This window comes from Pseudomonas sp. Bc-h (genome assembly GCF_002080045.1).
Lineage (GTDB): Bacteria > Pseudomonadota > Gammaproteobacteria > Pseudomonadales > Pseudomonadaceae > Aquipseudomonas.
The window spans coordinates 196,729-214,732 of sequence record NZ_MUIN01000001.1; the positions used below are offsets into that span (position 1 = coordinate 196,729).

Consider the following 18,004-nt stretch of genomic DNA (forward strand, 5'->3'; position numbering starts at 1 on the left):
TGTATTCCACATATCGAAATGCTCAAGCATCCGAGCCTACCCACAGAATCCGCCCGCTGGAACACGCCGCGTCGCCATTGCGATAAGCGAAATGCAGCTTGCCGCGCTCCTGATCGAAACGCAGGGTCAGGCTGATGCGATCACCAGGACGCACCAGCTGCTGAAACTTCAAGACTTCCATTCCACCGAAGCGTGGCGGCAGGGTCATCAAGCGCTGGCCGAGGGTGATCGCCCAGTCAATCTGTACGACGCCGGGCAGAATCGGCGTGCCGGGAAAGTGGCCGGTGAAGTGCGCCAGATCCAGCGGCACCACCAGTTCAAGTTGCAGTCCTTCGTCGGTCTGCTGTCGGCCGATCAGTTCAGGCTCTTGAATCCGCGGCGCTATCAACAGCGCTTCGACCTGCGCCTGAGGCAGTTTGCCCTGGGTGTTCAGTGGCAACTGACTCAGCAGGCGCCAGCGTCGAGGCAGAGCAAGCGCCTCGCAATGCGGCACCAGATGCTGACGCAACGTATTGGTCAGCGTGCGGCGGCCCTGATTACGCAGGGCATGCACGCCACTGGCACTCAGCACCAGCAATGCGCCGAGCGACGCGCGGTTCTCTCGCACAACACCCAGACGCGCCTCGCTGACCCATTTGTGAGTCGCCAGCGCCTGCTCCAGCAAGGGCAGGGAAATTCGCTTTTCTTCCAGCTTGACGATGCGATCCAGCCGACCCAGCAACTCGAAACGGCCGTCCTCGGTGAACCGCGCCGCGTCTGCGGTCTGCTCGATATGACCGACAGGCAGGTAAGGGGACTCGATGCGCAGCGCGCCGTCTTCATCCTGGCTCAGTTTCACGTCGTCTAACGCGCGCCACAGCGGATCGCCCTGCCGCCAGGCAATGCCTCCGGTTTCCGAGCTGCCGAGGATTTCCGTCGGCCATTGTCCCAGCCGTTGATGCAGGCTTTCTGCGGCGTCGGCGGGCAGCGCGCCCCCGGATGAAAACACCCGGCGCACGGCGCTCATGCTGCTCCAGTCCAGATTGTCGCCCATGCGTTTGAGCAGCGCAGGGCTGGCGACCCAGGCGAAGGACTCATGTTCGCGACTGGCGCGTTGCAAGTCCTCGGGAAAAGGCAGTTGCTTGCGCACGAAGCTGCGGCCGGCACACAGCGGCCACAGCACTCGGAACAGCAGGCCATAAATGTGTTGTGCGGCAACGCTGCCGATGATGCAGGCGTTGCCCAGATCGTTGCCCCACAAACGCTCCAGCGCTGAGACTTCATTGGCCAGTTGACGCAGCTTCTTCTCGATCAGTTTGGGTTCGCCGCTGGAACCGGAGGTACATAGGCTCAGCACGCACTTATCCAGATCCAGCGCACTCGGGGCGAGCGGCGCTGCGCTCAATGGGTCGAGCCGTGTGTCTTCGGCAAGATCGGTGAGCCACAGGTCGACATGACTGTTCCAGCGCTGACGTGTCTGCTCCTGCAGGTCAGAGGGCAGCAAGACCTGAACCCCGGCACGCCACGCGGCGAAGATCGCTACGGCAAGTTCGCCCGCGTCTTCAAGATGAATCGCAACGCGCTCGATGCCTTGCGCTTGCAGGGCAGCGGCAACGCTGAGGACGCGCTCGCGCCATTGTGCATGGCTCATGACAGGGGCATGGGTCACGACTCGGTGCGCAAAGACGTCCTTAAGCAGGTGTTCGAGGTTTATCCAGCTCATGCACGACCTCGAACACGCTGGCGAACGAGCCATTCACCGGCAAACAGGACACCCATCAGACCGTAGGCGATGAGGCCGGTGTACAGCGTCCACCAGCTCAACGGCGCCCAGAGCGTCAGTGCCGCTGCGACCAGGCCGTTGAACAGAAAGAACACGCACCAGATCTGCGTGACGTGGCGGGTATAACGAATGGCGATTTCAGGCAACTCAGGATCGGTCAGGCGCGCCAGCCGCTCGACCATCGGCATGCCACGCATCAGGCTCATGCCGAACAGGGTCAGCATGAAGCCGCTGATCAACACCGGATACCAGCGCAGCAGTTGCGGACTGTCGAAGACTACCAGCAGCAGGCAGAAGCCTATGGCTACCAGCGCCATGCCGAGGCGGTCGGAGCGTCGTTCGCCGGTCAGCGCGCGAGCCGCCCACAGCGCGCCAAGCAACAGAGCGAATTGCCAAGGCGAGAAATGCTCCATGCCGAAGTACACGGCAAAGGGATAGAGCACCCCCGCGAGCACCAGTATCAGGCCGACCACACGACTCATGCGGCGGCGTTGACCAGCCGGTGAACGGCGTCAACGACATCACCTACGGTGCGCACGGACTTGAACTCTTCGGCGGCGATTTTCTTGCCGGTCTTGCGCTTGATATGGTCGATCAGATCGACGGCGTCGATGCTGTCGATTTCCAGGTCCTGATAGAGATTGGCTTCGAGGGTGACGCGCTCAGGTTCAAGTTCGAACAGCTCAACCAATGCAGTGCGCAGGGTTTCGAAGATGTCTTCACGGGATTGCATGTTCAGTCCTCAGGCCACTTGGCGAGCGCTGACGAAGGCCGCGAGGCTGTCGACGCTGGTGAAGTGGTTGCGTGTGTCTTTGGCGTCGGCATCGATCTTGATGCCGTAGCGTTTCTGAATGGCCAGGCCCAGTTCCAGGGCGTCGACCGAGTCCAGGCCCAGACCTTCGCCGAACAGCGTCTGGTCGTTGCCGATGTCGTGGGTGCTGATGTCTTCAAGGCCCAGGGCGTCGATGATCAGCTGTTTAATTTCCAGGTGCAGATCGCTCATCTGTGGCGAGCTCCTTGATGAAGTGGTGATGCAGATGGTCATTGAGCTTGCGCGACGCCACAGGGGCCGGGCCAAGCGCGGCGAATGCCGCTGGATCGATATCGTTGCCCACCCGCAGATGGAAATGCGGGCGGCGCGGGGGAATGCGGTACCAGGGCTCGGCCTTGGTCAGGGTGGTCGGCGACACGTGGATGGTCACCGGCGTGATGACGCTGGCGCCGCGCAAGGCAATGGCTGCGCCGCCGCGATGGAAGGCTGGCGCCTTGCCGGGCTGGGTCCGCGTGCCTTCAGGGAAGATGATCAGGGTCTGACCTGTCTGCAGCAACCGCGCAGCGTTTTCCAGCATGTCGGCACTGCCGTCGTTGCTGATATAACCGGTCGAGCGCACAGGTCCGCGGGTAAACGGGTTCTGCCACAGGCTCTGCTTGACGACGCAGTTGGCATCGCGCACCAGGCCGATGAGGAACACCACGTCGATCAACGACGGGTGGTTGGCGATGATCATCTGCCCGGGGCGCCCAAGGCGTTCAGCCCCTTCGACTTCATAAGTCAGCACACCGACTTTCGCCATGAAGCGAATGAAGGTCCAGAAAAGATGACTGATGGTGCGGCGGGCGCGACGTTGGTGACTGCATGCGCTAGCCGGAAGCAGGGTGAGCAATGGAAAGATCACAAGACGCAGGCACAGCCCACCCAGCCCGAACAGGGCGAAGCTTGCAGCCGTCGTCAGCAATCGCCAGTAATAGGCGTCGCGACTTTTACTCAGCGGTTGTGTTGCCAGTTCCATTGCCGGTTCTTCCAGGGATGCTGCAAAGCGCTCTGTTGTGTCGACAGGGCGCGTAAAAGGTTGAGCGCATGTGGCCATTTGCCACGGAAATTTGCTTCCTCTTTAGACTCGCAAGTGCTCAGCGCCAGCTGCCATTCGTCGCCTGGCGTGAGCAACAGGCCCAACGCATAAGGAAAGGGCACATCGTCTATCCATGGCGCGTAGGCGGCAGGCGGGCTCTCTTCCGTGACTACCAGCAGCACCGCCGAAGCGCCTTCTTCCAGCAGAGTCGCCGCTTCCAGCACGCCGTGTTCGAGCCCATCGCCAGCGGCCGCCAGGGCCGTCATTTCGCTGGTTGCACCTCGCAGAATCGACCAAAGCCCGATGACCGCGTTGTGAACGGAGAGGCTGAACTGCGTGGGAGACAGAGGCTGGTCGGCGGCCAGATCGCTGAGGATGTCGAAGGTGCGCGGCGTTTCACCGTGTCGCGACACGAACACCATCGGCAACTCCTCACGCCCCTCGGCCAGCGGCCAGCCCACGCTGAAGGCCATGCGGGCCAGACGGCTCAGGCGTCGGCGCTGCATCGCAGGGAGAAACGAGACGTCAGGTGAGGCGTCCCGATGGTCGGGAATTGTCGGGTTCTGACTCCATCTCTTCCAGTCTTCGCCCGTGGTCAGGCCCGGGGCCCACGCGCGCCATTGTGCAATGTTGAACTTGATCACGAATTATCATCCCGCCCATTTGCGGGCTTACTTCCTGGCTTCGGGTATCCGAAGTGACACCAACCATGGCGCGGCGCTATCACCGAGTGGCGGGCATTATCCCGATGCGTGCGATGTGTAGCAATTTGTAAGTCGGAAAATTCACCTGTTTACGTAGGTTGCATCCGCTTTTACTGTCTCTCTTGTACGAAGCGCTCGCCCTTGTCATGCGCTTTGCCTAGACTCGAGACCATTCATCGGGCCGTCAAGGTCCGCTAATGCAGGACAGCAACAGGGAGTTTTCAAATGCGGCGTGTGGTGTTCAATCAGAAAGGCGGTGTTGGCAAGTCGAGCATCGCCTGCAATCTGGCAGCTGTCAGTGCCAGCGAGGGCTACCGGACCCTCTTGATCGACCTCGACGCTCAGGCCAACTCGACGCAGTACCTCACGGGCCTGACTGGCGACGACATTCCCATGGGCATTGCCGATTTCTTCAAACAGACGCTGTCGTCCGGCCCGTTCTCGAAAAAGAATCAGGTCGACATCTACGAGACCCCGTTCGACAACCTCCATGTGGTCACGGCGACCGCTGAACTGGCCGATCTGCAGCCAAAGCTTGAGGCCAAGCACAAGATCAACAAGCTTCGTAAGTTGCTCGAAGAGCTGGACGAGGACTATGACCGTATTTATCTGGATACTCCGCCCGCGTTGAATTTCTATGCGGTTTCGGCGTTGATCGCGGCTGATCGCGTGTTGATTCCCTTTGACTGCGACAGTTTCTCCCGACAGGCGCTGTATGGCCTGCTCAAGGAAATCGAGGAGTTGAAAGAGGACCACAACGAGGAGCTGGAGGTGGAAGGCATCATCGTCAACCAGTTCCAGTCACGGGCCAGCCTGCCGCAGCAGATACTTGATGAGCTGATTGCCGAAGGCTTGCCGGTTTTGCCGGTCTATCTCAACAGCTCGGTGAAGATGCGCGAGTCGCATCAGGCCAACATGCCGTTGATTCATCTGGACCCTCGCCACAAGCTAAGCCAGCAGTTCGTCGAGTTGCACCATTTGCTGGAGGCCGGCACGGCGCATTGACCGTCTGCTCTGTTCCTTGACGAGCGCCTCTCGGCACACCGGACGGGTGCGAGAGGCTCTTTCAACGGGGCGCCTTCAGACCAGCTTGTCCGCCTGCATGGTCCTGGTCATCTGCCTGGCCCGTTTGCGCGCTTTCTCTGCCATGTCCTTCGGGATGGTGATCGTCGCTGGCATATCAGCCTGGAGCTGATCCTGACTGGCGATCAGCCGGTTCGTGCCCTCGGTGCAGCCACATTGCACGGCATGGCCGTCGGTCGCTACGGCCACCAGTTGATCGATGAATGTAGGGTTGCCCTGTGCGATGTAGCCAACTTCCTCGCACTTCGGGCACCACACGAGATCACCCATGCGCGCCATGCGCCGGTCCTCCCATGTGTGTGTCGCCGATGTGTTCAGCACAACCCCGCCGGTACTCGTCGAATCGCCTTCACGGATCACGTTTGTCATCGTTGCTGCTCCAGGATGCCAGTGAGAGTGGCAAATCCTAGACGTTGATCTCGGTGGCAGATGGGCTGAAAGGCTCTTTCAGAAAATCCCTACGACACTGGCTGTCGAGCGCTTCAATGAATGACGAAGCAACCGTCAGATTCCATGGCTCGCCAGCCAGGCGGTCAGTTGCTGAAGCGGCAGTGCGCCACTCTGACGTGCCACCTCGCGACCGTTCTTGAACAGGATCAGGCTCGGGATCGACCGAATGCCAAGCTGCGCCGACAATTGCTGATTGGCCTCGCTGTCCAGCTTGGCAAGCCTCACACGCCCGCTCAATTGCGCAGCGGCTTGCTCGAAGGTTGGCGCAAAGGATTTGCACGGCCCACACCAATCCGCCCAGACATCCACCAGCAATGGCAGGTCGCCCTTGATCTGGCTGGCGTAATCACCCTGGGTCAGGTTGAAAGGCTTGCTCAGCAACACTGGCTGCTTGCAGCGCCCGCACTTGGGTTGATCGCCAAGCCGGTCGGAAGGAATGCGGTTGAGGCCGTTGCAGTGGGGGCAGGGGATCAGCAGGGGCTCGGACATGATGGTTACCGGAAGAGGGGCTAATGATCGGTAAGTGGAGGCTGGGCTGGGTTTTATCAAGCGTCGTGACGACAGTCAGGTTTTCCGAGCGGGGTTAAATAGAGTTCATTATCTATTCAGGTCTGCTGCGGCCCTCTATTCGCCGGCTTTGGAGTTTTGATGTTTCAGCATTCGTTCCTAAGAACACTCCATTCGGGTAGCTGTTCACCATCCTACCCTCTCGTTAGCCTCTGATCAGGGGCGACTTCTCCACACCCGGACGCATCGGCCCTGTCCATTCCTTTGTCAGGGAGCGCCGATGATCAATCACATACAGGCTGCAGTTTCGGCCATTGTTTCGAGTAAAACACCAACGCCTGCCGCGACCGAGAAGGTTGAAGACGGCGAAAAACCGCCTGTGCATAAACATGAAGAGGCTGCGACCGCCCACGCAACGTTCTCCACCCTCGCCAGCCAGCTCAATGACGCCGCTGCTCGTGCCGCGAAGCGCGATGCGGTCATGACCCACGCGGAGCTGGGAAAATACGGGCTCAATCGCATCAATGAGTTTCTGATCGAGTCACCGAAGGCCAACAGTTTCACCCGGGCCATGGAAGTCCCGGATACGACCCATCCCGAATTGCTGGATCGTGCGCGGGAAGCCACAGCTTTCGTGACCCAGACCCTGGCGGGGCACCAGAATGCGAAGAGCCCGTTCGAGAAACTCTCCCGTGAACAGTTGAATCACATCGCCTACGACGACAGCGGGTCATTCACGCTCAATGAACGACGCGCTGCCTACCAGGGCGTGCAGAAGATGGATGACGCATGGCGCAGAGTCGCGATTCCCGAAGGCATCATTGAACAGACTCGCACCGGCAAGGCGTCGAAGTTCTACAGCGAGGCCCTCAGTTACTTCAAATCGCTGCCGGCGATCGAGAAGGCTGTGGATTATCCCTCAGACGCCGAGGCCATTCTCAAGGCGAGAATCAAAGCTGACCCCACTCTGCCGAGCCTACCCGGCACATCAAACCGCCAGGCCGCAGATCGAAAGCTGACCCTTTACGACATTCTCGCGGGTATCGTCGACACTCAGAAGGACAAAATCGACCCGTCCAACCCAGGGTGGACAAAGAAATTCACTCCGCGCACTTCACCAGTGCCGACCACTACCGCGGAGGAGTTCGTCAAAGAAGTTGCGAAGCCCGCCGTGCAATCCAGTCAACCGGCAGTCAAAACCTCTTAGCAGCACGGCCCGCCAGCTGTGGCGTTCCCGCAGTCGCCACCGCCGGCAAGCCGTGCTGCTGCAGGCGAGAATGTCGGGTCATCAGGACGAACAACTAATCTCCAGATGCTTGCCCCAATCCGGTGGACGCTGTGCATAACTTTCCATTCCCGGCTGTTCTTCGAACGGGTTGCACAGCACTTTGTGAAGCTGGCGGACTTCGCTGTAGTCGCCTTGCTCGGCGGCTTCGATGGCGCGTTGGGCCAGGTAGTTGCGCAGGATATAGAGCGGGTTGACGGCGTGCATCCGCTTACGGCGCTCGTCTTGGTTCGTGGCGGGCTCGCGCGCGATGCGAGCTGTGTAGGTCTGGGCCCAGGCATCGAACCCGAGCATGTCGACGAAGTCGTCGCGCAGTCTGCTGACAGCGATTTCGGCTGATTCCTCTCCCAGAAAGCGGAAAAACAGGCTGTAGTCGACGCCGCTGTTCTGCATCAATTGCAGCAGGCGGGCGATCAGATCGGCGTCGTCTTCTTCGGCAGTGGTCAGGCCAAGACGACGGCGCATCAGGTCAAGGTAGTGCGCCTGATACAGCGGCAGGAAAAGCCCCAATGCTTCGCGCAAGGCCTCGACGCTGATGAACGGGGTCAAGGCCTGTGCGAGGGCGCTGAGGTTCCACTGGCCAATGGGCACTTGATTGCTGAAAGAGTAACGGCCTTCGTGGTCGGAGTGGTTGCAGACGAAGTTCTGGTCGAAGTCGTCGAGAAATGCGAACGGACCGAAGTCGAAGGTGATGCCCAGAATCGACATGTTGTCGGTGTTCATCACGCCATGACAGAAACCATAAGCCTGCCACTTGGCGATCAGCTCGGCCTGACGCTCGACGATTACGCGAAACATCGCCAGATAAGGCTCGGGTTGTTCCAGGCATTCGGCGTAATGCAGTGAGAGTACGTGGTCGGCCAGCTCTTTCAGTTGGTCGTTCTGTTTGGTGTAGAAGAAATATTCGAGGCTGCCGAAGCGCACGTGACTTTGCGCCAGACGCAACACCATCGCCGCGCGCTCCTGCGTCTCGCGCCAGACCGGCGTGGTCGAGCCGATCACGCAACCTGCGCGGCTGGTGGGAATGCCCAGGGCATGCAACGCTTCGGAAGCGAGAAACTCTCGGATCGAGGAGCGCAATACGGCGCGCCCATCGCCCATACGCGAGTACGGCGTCTGGCCCGCGCCCTTGAGGTGCAGATCCCAATGTTCGCCAGCGTCGTTGTAGACTTCGCCCAGTAGCAGGCCGCGACCGTCGCCCAGACGCGGATTGTAGGAACCGAACTGGTGGCCGGAGTAGACCATCGCCCGCGGATCGGCTTCAGCCCATAGCTTGTGACCGCTGAACAGCTCGGCGAATACCGGCGTTTCGGCTTGCGCGGCGTCCACGTCCAGCAGCGCGAGCGCAGCATCGCTGGCGACCACCAGTCGCGGCTCGGCGATGGGCTCGGGTAATACGGACGTGGAAAACGCATCGCCCAAGCGGGCGAAGCGGTTATCGAAGGTCAGCTCGTCGAGGGCTTTCAAGGGATGCCTCCAGCAGAATGTCCGATCATTCTGCTGGGATTTGGCCGGTCAGTCGAGTTTCACGTCCGGGGGCTCAGGCACATCCTTTGGCGCTGTCGGCACGGCAGTCGGGGTCGCAATGGTCTTCTGTTCCGGCTCGACAGGTACCATTTTGTACTCCTGCCCCTGCATGTTCTTGAGGTAAACCTCCATCTGCCGGAACGAGATGTTGATCTTCTGCTTCTTGAACTCCTTGTTGATGAAGCGGTTGATCTCGTCGAGCACCGGGTTGCGGTCGCCGAGGTCGCGCACATGCATGCGCAACTCGTGATCCAGTGTGCTCTCGCCGAAGTTCAGGAAGTAGACGATTGGTTCGGGCTCTTTCAGAACGCGAGGGTTGTCCCGCGCAGCCTTGAGCAACAGCGTGCGAACCAGATCCAGATCGGAGCCGTAGTCCACCCCCAGTTTCAGGGTTACGCGGGTGATGGTGTCGGTCAACGACCAGTTGATCAGTTGCCCGGTGATGAACGTCTTGTTCGGGACAATGATGTCCTTGCGGTCGAAGTCGGTGATGGTGGTCGCACGAATGCGGATCTTGCTCACCGTACCCGACAGATTGCCGATGGTGATCGTGTCGCCGATGCGCACCGGGCGCTCGAACAGGATCATGATGCCGGAGATGAAGTTGGCGAAGATTTCCTGCATACCGAAGCCCAGACCCACCGAAAGCGCCGCCACCAGCCACTGCAGTTTGTCCCAGCTGACCCCCAGCGCCGACAGCGTCGAGACGAAACCGACCCCGGCGATGGTGTAAGACAGCAATGTCGTGGTGGCGTATGAACTGCCCTGTTTGAGGTTCAGCTTCGACAACACCAGCACTTCCAGCAGGCCGGGCAGGTTGCCCGCCAACACGAAGGTGATGCCGATGATCACCAGTGCCCCGATGAGGTCGCCGAGGCTGATCGGCACCATGCTGATGTTCGCGCCGGTGCCGCTGGTGTATTCATACAGGGTGATGTTGTCCAGGTACGAGAAAACGGTGATCAGGTCGGCCCAGACGAAGTACAGCGCGCCGACGAAGCCGGCCAGCAGGGCCAGGCGAATCAGTCGCAGGGACTGTTGGTTGACCTGCTCGATGTCCAGCGTCGGTTCTTCAACGGGTATTTCACCGTCGCCAGCTTCCTTCGCTGCCTGGCGTTTGGCCAGCGCCCGCTGATACGCCAGACGTCGCGCCGCGACACCCAGGCCGCGAACGAAAGCGGCCTCGATCACCAGCCACATCATCAGCACGTACAGGGTGTCGATCAGCCGGTCGCTGAGCTTAAGCGCCGTGTAGTAGTAGCCGAAACATACCGCGACGAACAACGCGACCGGCAGTGCAGTGAAGGCAAGACCAACTGCACGGCGGAACAGCGAAGCGTTCTGGTGCGTGGGGCTTGTGAGCAGCAAGCGCCCCAGCAGCCATGTCATCAACGCATAGCAGGTCAACACCACGGCAATGCCGATGACGTCGTCAGCGAGCGCTGATGGCTCATGTTCGGCGACGGCCACGACCGTCACCAGCGCGAGCACCACCAGCCCCAGACGACGTATCCAGCCGCGCAGGAATTCCACCTGCGATTTTTCCCAGCGGAAGTGCAGTTGCGCTACGCCACCAGGCGCCAGGATGCGATACGCGGTGTAGAAGACCAGCCACGCCAGCGAGATCTGCATCAGCGCCGCGCCGAGATTGACGTTCTGTTCGCGGGCATCGATCTGCAGCGCCAGCGCGCACAACGCCAGGAACAGTGACAGCGGCATCGCCAGCAAAATGTTGATGAAGATCGCCAGCGGCGTCTGCCACTGCCGGTCACGTTTGAAGTGCCCGATGTCGGCGTGCAGGCGATTGAGCTTGTCGTACAGCGCCTTGCGCTTCCACATCAGCGCGCCAATCACCAGCAGCAGCGGCAGGAAGATCAATGGGCGCTGAGTCAGGCCATCAGCCAGTTCGCTGACGCTGGAAGTCCACGGCAGGGTGGTGATCTGCTTGGTCAGGCGTGGCTTGACGCGTTCGAACCACTCGAAATCCAGGGGCTTGTTGCTGGGAATCCAGAACATCTGCTCGTCGAGGGTCTGGCGCAGATTGATCGCCGTGCTGACCAGCTGTTTCTGGTTCAACTGCAAGGTGATGGATTCATTGAGCAGCGAGCTCAATTCACGGTTCAGACGTTCCAACAGGTCGGTACGGGTGGTTGCCAGGTCCAGCAGGGTCTTGCGCAGCGCGGGCGTGACGTCTTCCGGCTTTTGTGTAGCAAGCAGGGTATCGACGTAGTTGCTCGGGTTGCTCATCTGTTCGCGCTGCTGATTGACCTCGAATTGGTAGAGGCGAATGTCAGCGATTTCGTCGGCGAGGCCGCTGTCGAGCTTCAGCTTGGGCAAGGCCTGTTTCTGCTTATAGAGAATCTTCGACAGCAGCAAACTGCCGCTCAGCACGTTGATCTGCTCGTCCAGCGCCTGATCGGTCTGGGTGATGGCATCGAGCTGAGTCTTGGTCTTGAGGTTCTGCTGAGTCAGCTCGTTGAGGCGGTCGGTGCCACGCAACAGGTAATCGGAGAGCTTGAGATTGGTCGCGCTTTCGGTGGCCAGGAGGCTGCTGCCTCCGGCCTTTTGCGCTTCGATCGACAGCTGCGTCACGGTTTCCTGAGACTGGGCGCGGCGTTTTTCGTTGATCAGCGTTTGCAGGTCCTGGATTTCCTGATCCTGACGGGTGACCTTCTCGGTGAGCAGGTCGTGCTGGCTGCCGCCCAGATCCTGCAACTGGCTGTTGCCCGCCAGCTCCTGACGCCGCAGCGCGATCAACGCGTTGATCGACGCCAGTTCGGCATTCAGCTGATTGCGCTGATCGGCGTTGATGGCCTTGCCCCCGTCCTTGCCGGACTTGAGGATGCCGTTGATGGTCTGGATGCGCGTCTGGCTGCTGCTGATTTCGGCCTGGGCACGCTCGGGGCGAGTCTGCGCCGTGATCGTCAGGCTGTTGGCATCGTTCAGGGCTTTCTGCAGGTCGGCCTGCTGTGCGCTGCGCTCGCTGAGCATCTGCTCGAGCTGCGGTACGTTCATGCTGGCGTAACGCTGAGCGACCGGCATCTGGCGGATGCCCTTGAGGCGTGTCAGCTCTTTCTGATTTTCGGCGGTCTGCTTGGGTGCATCGGCCAGCTGTTTCTTCAGGTCTTCCAGTTTTTTCTGGTTGTCCTTCTGGCTGGCGAGGAATCCGAGGGTCTGTTCCAGCACCTGCTGCAGGGCTTTCTGATCGTCGGGCGACAGCTTGCGGTCGGCGATCTTGTCCAGGCTCTGCTGGACGGCGTCGCTGGAAGGTGGCGGGGTGTCGGCGGCAAAAGCCGGGACGTTGGAAAGGCAAAGCCCCAGCAAGGCTGAGGCAAGAAAGTTACGCAGCGTGAACATAGACACCGGTCGAACAATCAGGAAAGGGGAGCAGTTTAGAGGAAGAGCCCGGGACCCGGGCGGCTTCCTTCGGGGAATCTGACGCCCACTTTGAGGATCTTGTTCCCCTCCATAACCGCAACGGTCCAAATAGTTCCGTTCCATTCGATCTGGTCGCCGACAATTGGCGCGCCGCGATTCTTCTGAATGATGAACTGGCTCAGCGGCATATTCGAATCCAGGCCGTCGAGTTTCAGACCGTACAATGCCGCGACAGCCCCGAGCTGAGCGTCTCCCTCGAGGACGAAGTCGCCGAAGAAGCGCAAATCCAGACCCCGCTGCGGCGCCTGACTGAACAGCTTGCCCAGCGCTGGAAGGTTGTGTTCATGGCCGATGACGCAGAGCAGATCGCCAGTTTCCAAAACCGTACTACCCGACGGATGGAGCAGTTGCTGACCCCGAAAAAGGGCCGCGATGCGGGTGCCTTCCGGCATTTTCAGCTCGCGAAGTGCTGCGCCGATGCACCATTTTTCTGCGCCCAGTCGGTAAACGAACAGTTCCCACTCGCTGGTCACGTGGACTTCCAGAGCGGCGCGGGAGATGGGCGCTGGATCAGGCGGAACCGTGACCTTTAGCCACTTGGCCATCCACGGCAGGCTCGTACCCTGAACCAGCAGGGAGACCAGCACGATGAAGAACGCAAGGTTGAAATACAGCTGGGCGTGAGGAAGACCCGCCATCAGCGGGAACACCGCCAGAATGATCGGAACCGCGCCGCGCAGCCCGACCCAGGCAATGAAGGCTTTTTCACGACCGTGAAACACCCGGAACGGCAGCAAGCCTGCGAGCACTGACAGCGGGCGGGCCACGAGAATCATCCACAGCGCCAGGCCCAGTGCCGGCAGCGCGATAGGCAGCAGGTCGTGTGGCGTGACCAACAGGCCCAGCACCAGGAACATGCCGATCTGCGCCAGCCAGGCCATGCCGTCGAGCATGTGCAGGATGCCGTGACGGCTGCGGATCGGCTTGTTGCCCAATACCAGGCCGCAGAGGTAAACCGCGAGGAAGCCACTGCCGTGAATGGCGTTGGTCAGGGCGAACACCGCCAGACCACCCGCGATCACCAGAATCGGATACAGGCCGTTGGCCAGATTGATGCGATTGACCAGTTGCAACATTAGCCAGCCACCACCCAGACCGATGATGCTGCCGATGCCGAATTCCTGAATCAGATGGCCCAGCAGGCTCCAGTGCAGCCCCGTCTGGCCGCTGGCGATCATGTCGATCAGCGTGACGGTTAGAAACACCGCCATCGGGTCGTTGCTACCTGATTCGATTTCAAGGCTGGCCGTGACCCGTTCGTTCAGGCCTTTGCCTCCGAGCAGCGAGAACACTGCAGCAGCATCCGTCGAGCCGACGATGGCGCCGATCAGCAGGCCCTGAATGATGTTCAGATCGAACAGCCAGGCCGCGACCATGCCGGTCAGCCCGGTGGTGATCAGGACCCCGACCGTGGCCAGCGACAATGCAGGCCAGAGCGCCACGCGGAAGCTCGCTACCCGCGTGCGCAAGCCGCCGTCGAGGAGGATCACCGCGAGCGCGAGATTGCCGACCAGATAGGCCGTTGGATAGTTGTCAAAGATAATGCCGCCGCCGTCGACACCGGCGACCATGCCCACTGCGAGGATGATCACCAGAATCGGAATGCCGAGACGCGAGGACAGCGAGCTGACCAGAATACTTGCACCCACCAGCAACGCGCCGATCAGGAACAGGCTGTTGATGGTCGTGGCATCCAAGGGCGGTACTCCAGACAAAGCAAAAAGTGAAAGCATTCATGGACTGACCATGCAGTCCGCGTGCCAAGGGATTTAACCCGTTGAATTGGCTGGCTGTCAAAGCCTAATCCCTCAGGTTTTCACGGGCCCGACAATAGGAGCGCCCAACCGCAACCTCTCATGCACATCGTCCCTATGCATTTCTTCGCGTTTTGTATGCGGTAATTAATTACCGCATCCGAGGGTCCGAAGGTGTTCACGATTGGGCTTCCACTGACTGACAGGATGTCAAAAAATGAACAAGGAAGTTCCGAACGAGTGGTTCACGCCCGACTTTCAGGACCGCCCTCATGGCCCACACGAGGCCGGAAAGTATCCGGCTCCGCCCGAGCCTGGAAAGGAGGTCGGCACATGGCAGCCTGAACTGCTGCAAGCGTTCATCGAGCACCAGAACGTAGGCTTTGAATCACCGCGTCAGTACGCCTATCGGCAAGCTGCAGACCACGTCAGGACCGATTGGTCTCGGGAGCCGTATTCAGGCCCGCGCGGAGGGTTCGATCAATACGCCTTCCTAAGGGACTCCGACCCCGACAACCTGCTGATCGTCACGCTATACATCAATGCTCAGGACCAGGAGCCGCAACGAGCCAATGTCGCCTACTCGATGACGCTGACGGACGCCCTGATGCGCAACTGGCAGCAAAGCGGTAACGGTCAGTTCCTCGAGCACCTGTCGCATCTGCGCGCCTACCGGGAAGGGGGCTATCCCGCGCGAATTGCTCAGACGCCTCTGGTGCTTGCCGATTGTTTTGCTTATGAAGCGATTTATCGCAAGACAAGTCCTCAGCGCTTCGACAAATCGACTCATGTGTCGATCGATCCCAAAGACTTCAAGCAATTCGTCTGGGACGCCGATCTGCAAGCGCATTATCTGGAGTCATTGAACACGTTCTGGAAGGACCATGGGGCCGATTACAACTTGCTCATCAAAGCGGCCCTTCTGAAGTCGGCCTATGTGCAACATGAAGAGCGCTCGTTGAGCACTCAAGACAAGGCATCGGTGCTTGCGGCGTTGGGGCTTGCCCCGGATCAACCCTGGGAAACGCTGACATTCGAGCGCTTTACCCATGCGGCGCCTTCATCGGACTTCACCTTTCGCGAACTGGTGCTTTACCGCTATGTCGCGACCGACATCATCGTCATCCGCAATGAGCAAACGGACAGGCTCGTCGTGTACATCCCCGGCAACTCGTCGCCGCTTCACGGATTCGAGGACCTGCCTGCGCTGCAGGACTGGATTGTGGCGCAGTGCAAGGACCCGCATCGTCGAAGGGCGCTGGAAGGTCATTTCAAGGCAGAAGATGATCCTGACGGGTATTTCCTGAGCGGTGTGCAGACGGCTTTGGCGGGTTTGGCCGCTTACCCCAATCGCCTTGACGATGCGACGGGGCACTGGTGGCCGCACAAGGAAATAACACTGAGCTCGGCGATCTCGCAATGGCCGTTTTCCCATTTCAAGCATAACCTGCAGGACCGTCTTGCATCCGATGCCAGGCAGCTGATTCGAAATCGCGCGGATTACAACAAACAGCAAGCGGCGCAGGTGCTGACCAACGCAATCATCGCCACCGGGGCTGTCGCAATGGCGGTGCCGGCGCTTTGGGTGCCGTTGTCTGTCATGTCCCTGGCATTGATTGGGCTGGGGGTTGACGAACTTGTGGAAGGCCGAACCCACGAGGAACGCCAGGAAGGCGCTGGCCGTATCGTGTTTGGCGTACTCAATGCCATACCGCTGGCCATTGAAGGAGGAATTGCTGCGCACGGTTTCTGGAGTGCTGCGGCGAGCGCCGAAGATGGCATCGCGCCGGGCGCCGCCGATGAGGTAGGGCAAATGGTTGAGGGGCGCGGCGCCGACGAGCGAAACGCAGCCATGGCCAGGCAGCAAGAAGAAAACGTCGAGATTGCAGAGGAGGCGCAGGAGCGTGAGCGTGAGTCGGCGAAAGACAGGCAGGCGTTACTGGATCGGGAAGAGCAGCAACGGCAGGCAGCGGAAAGCCACCGTGAGGCAAGATATGACAGCGCAAAAGCCTTCGGCGTGGAACCGGAGGGGCTCCGCTCGTTGACGCCGGAGCTTGGAGCCGAGCTTGCGAAGTTCGAGTACGGCGCCCCCCTTGACCGCTCCGGGGCATGGGGTGTGGACGACTTCGGGGCTGTTTATACGGTCAACGATGTGCAGACTGGGAAGACCAGTCATTTCGCTCGGGTACATTCAAAAATCTATCGGGTCGAGCGAGTCAACGGTGCCCGGCAGTACAGGATTTTTTCGCCTGATGATCCGAATATCAAAGGCCCGTTTATCAGGCAGTCGAAGGGCTATTACTCAGACATCGATCTACAGAAAGGACTGAGAGGGGGACAGAGTTACATTGAAGTCTTGCCCGAGTCCGAACCGGTGTCCGGTGCCGGAAAACCGGAGATTATCCTGGCTCAAGCGCAACGCACTCCGACAGTCATCGAGATTCCCATGGACGGGATCGAAATTCGAGAGCAGCTGGATAAGAACCTCGTTCCAGTGCAACAGTATTTTGCCTCGAATTCGTCGGTAGGTACTCCGGTTCGTTACGACGCAGATCTGGCGTGTTGGAGAGCCGATGCTCAGAAACTGCTGTGGCGTAACAAGAAAGGCGTCTGGAAAACCGGAAGTGAAGAGGAATTCATGAGAGTCAGAGGAAAGCTGGATTTCGGCGTAACGTCTGAAATATACAAATTTCCTATATTGCCCGGCTTCCCTGCGCAGCAGGAGGCAGTTGATCTCATGGTCCACCAAATATGGCTAGGCGACAGGCTGCCTCGTGTGAAGTTGCTTGAGACGATCAAGGCAAATATGAAAACGAGTCCAGAGCTCAGCTTCACATTGCACATTGATATCGACAGCAACGAACTCTCTGAAGCATTGCAGCCCAAGGCCCAACTGCAGGCTGAGTTCGCTGCATACCCGAACATGACCATCTCGAATCTTCAAGACGAGCCTTTTTTCGAGGACTTTCTTGCTAACCCGAAAACCGCCAGACCGTTTCAATATTTTCGTAGCGGCGATGGGCAGAATCTTGCAGCTGCGTCGGATGTTCTGCGGTACCGACTGATCCACGAATATGGCGGCATCTACGTCGACTGTGACGATGTTATTCTCGGTTCTTTTAGCGATGCGGATCTCAGGGCAGGTCCAAGCGACGTACTCGTTGGAGCTGCGTTGTCATCCCCACGAGCGGGATTTTTCGGGCCTAACAACAGTCATTTTGCGAGCCTGCGCGGCAATCCGGTATTGCGGGAAATGCAAGACGAACTCTTCACACGGTTTCAGGCTGAGCAAGGCGCCCTGGACCAACTGAAGGGGGTCGCTACAGACGCTGAAAAAGGAACCAACGATTACATGTCGAAAGTTTTCGAGGTCACGGGCCCTCGGTTTTTCCTCGATATGCTGAAAAAGCTGCGGCCCGATTATGCGGATCTTCTTGATGAGCAGTTCAAGCCAAACCCAGCAATTCGCTCCTTAATCTATCTGGAGTACGTCGACGAGTTGACCGATTTCTATGCGCCGTTTGCACGCAGGCTGAGAATCACCGCCGGCGCTGAGAACTCTTGGGTCGGACCCGCAGCATGATCTGAGCGCAACTCAAGAAACGAACAGGTGCCGATTACCGATGAGTGCTGCGCTGCAACAC

The 18,004-nt window shown here is 59.5% G+C and carries 14 protein-coding genes; 3 read left to right on the forward strand and 11 right to left on the reverse strand.

Going from position 1 to position 18,004, the window contains the following annotated elements:
* Window positions 1–22: 22 nt before the first annotated feature.
* The 6 genes from BWR59_RS00920 to BWR59_RS00945 are packed head-to-tail and all read right to left on the reverse strand — an operon-like array spanning window position 23 to window position 4,256.
* Window positions 23–1,702: an acyl-CoA synthetase family protein gene (locus BWR59_RS00920; RefSeq protein WP_081563769.1), complete on the reverse strand. Its 1,680-nt coding sequence runs from the start codon at window positions 1,700–1,702 to the stop codon at window positions 23–25.
* A complete protein-coding gene (locus tag BWR59_RS00925; RefSeq protein ID WP_081563770.1) occupies window positions 1,699–2,244 on the reverse strand; it encodes a hypothetical protein in 546 nt (181 codons plus the stop codon). Before BWR59_RS00925 ends, BWR59_RS00920 begins: the two co-directional genes overlap by 4 nt.
* A complete protein-coding gene (locus BWR59_RS00930; RefSeq protein ID WP_081563771.1) occupies window positions 2,241–2,495 on the reverse strand; it encodes an acyl carrier protein in 255 nt (84 codons plus the stop codon). Before BWR59_RS00930 ends, BWR59_RS00925 begins: the two co-directional genes overlap by 4 nt.
* Before the next feature lie 9 nt (window positions 2,496–2,504).
* The gene (locus BWR59_RS00935) at window positions 2,505–2,765 is read right to left on the reverse strand and encodes a phosphopantetheine-binding protein (protein ID WP_081563772.1); all 261 of its coding nucleotides are present in this window, start codon (window positions 2,763–2,765) and stop codon (window positions 2,505–2,507) included.
* On the reverse strand, window positions 2,740–3,552 hold the full coding sequence (locus tag BWR59_RS00940; protein ID WP_081563773.1) for a lysophospholipid acyltransferase family protein: 813 nt from the start codon (window positions 3,550–3,552) through the stop codon (window positions 2,740–2,742). The genes BWR59_RS00935 and BWR59_RS00940 overlap by 26 nt, the downstream gene beginning before the upstream one ends.
* Window positions 3,528–4,256, reverse strand: a complete 729-nt coding sequence (locus BWR59_RS00945) for a beta-ketoacyl synthase chain length factor (RefSeq protein ID WP_081563774.1) — start codon at window positions 4,254–4,256, stop codon at window positions 3,528–3,530. Before BWR59_RS00945 ends, BWR59_RS00940 begins: the two co-directional genes overlap by 25 nt.
* Window positions 4,257–4,541: 285 nt before the next feature.
* On the opposite strand from BWR59_RS00945, the gene BWR59_RS00950 reads away from it, so the two are divergent.
* Entirely contained in the window at window positions 4,542–5,321 is a 780-nt protein-coding gene (locus BWR59_RS00950) for a ParA family protein (RefSeq protein WP_081563775.1), read from the forward strand.
* Window positions 5,322–5,396: 75 nt separating this feature from the next.
* On the opposite strand, the gene BWR59_RS00955 is transcribed toward BWR59_RS00950, so the two are convergent.
* Window positions 5,397–5,768 (reverse strand): PAAR domain-containing protein, encoded by a 372-nt coding sequence (locus tag BWR59_RS00955; RefSeq protein WP_081563776.1) that lies wholly within the window; start codon window positions 5,766–5,768, stop codon window positions 5,397–5,399.
* 135 nt (window positions 5,769–5,903) lie between these two features.
* Window positions 5,904–6,338, reverse strand: coding sequence for a thioredoxin TrxC (gene trxC / locus BWR59_RS00960; protein ID WP_081563777.1), 435 nt, complete (start codon window positions 6,336–6,338; stop codon window positions 5,904–5,906).
* A 298-nt stretch (window positions 6,339–6,636) separates the two neighbouring features.
* On the opposite strand from trxC, the gene BWR59_RS00965 reads away from it, so the two are divergent.
* Window positions 6,637–7,563 carry a hypothetical protein gene (locus BWR59_RS00965; protein ID WP_081563778.1) on the forward strand — a complete coding sequence of 309 codons (927 nt, stop codon included), beginning with the start codon at window positions 6,637–6,639 and terminating at the stop codon, window positions 7,561–7,563.
* An 81-nt stretch (window positions 7,564–7,644) separates the two neighbouring features.
* Here BWR59_RS00965 and BWR59_RS00970 read toward each other — a convergent pair whose 3' ends face one another.
* The 3 genes from BWR59_RS00970 to BWR59_RS00980 are packed head-to-tail and all read right to left on the reverse strand — an operon-like array spanning window position 7,645 to window position 14,303.
* The gene (locus BWR59_RS00970) at window positions 7,645–9,108 is read right to left on the reverse strand and encodes a YdiU family protein (RefSeq protein WP_081563779.1); all 1,464 of its coding nucleotides are present in this window, start codon (window positions 9,106–9,108) and stop codon (window positions 7,645–7,647) included.
* A 48-nt stretch (window positions 9,109–9,156) separates the two neighbouring features.
* Window positions 9,157–12,525 carry a mechanosensitive channel MscK gene (gene mscK / locus BWR59_RS00975; protein WP_081563780.1) on the reverse strand — a complete coding sequence of 1,123 codons (3,369 nt, stop codon included), beginning with the start codon at window positions 12,523–12,525 and terminating at the stop codon, window positions 9,157–9,159.
* Between the two features lie 35 nt (window positions 12,526–12,560).
* A complete protein-coding gene (locus BWR59_RS00980) occupies window positions 12,561–14,303 on the reverse strand; it encodes a potassium/proton antiporter (RefSeq protein ID WP_081563781.1) in 1,743 nt (580 codons plus the stop codon).
* 274 nt (window positions 14,304–14,577) lie between these two features.
* Here BWR59_RS00980 and BWR59_RS00985 point away from each other — a divergent pair, with 274 nt between their 5' ends.
* Entirely contained in the window at window positions 14,578–17,943 is a 3,366-nt protein-coding gene (locus BWR59_RS00985; protein WP_081563782.1) for a DUF6543 domain-containing protein, read from the forward strand.
* Window positions 17,944–18,004: the final 61 nt, after the last annotated feature.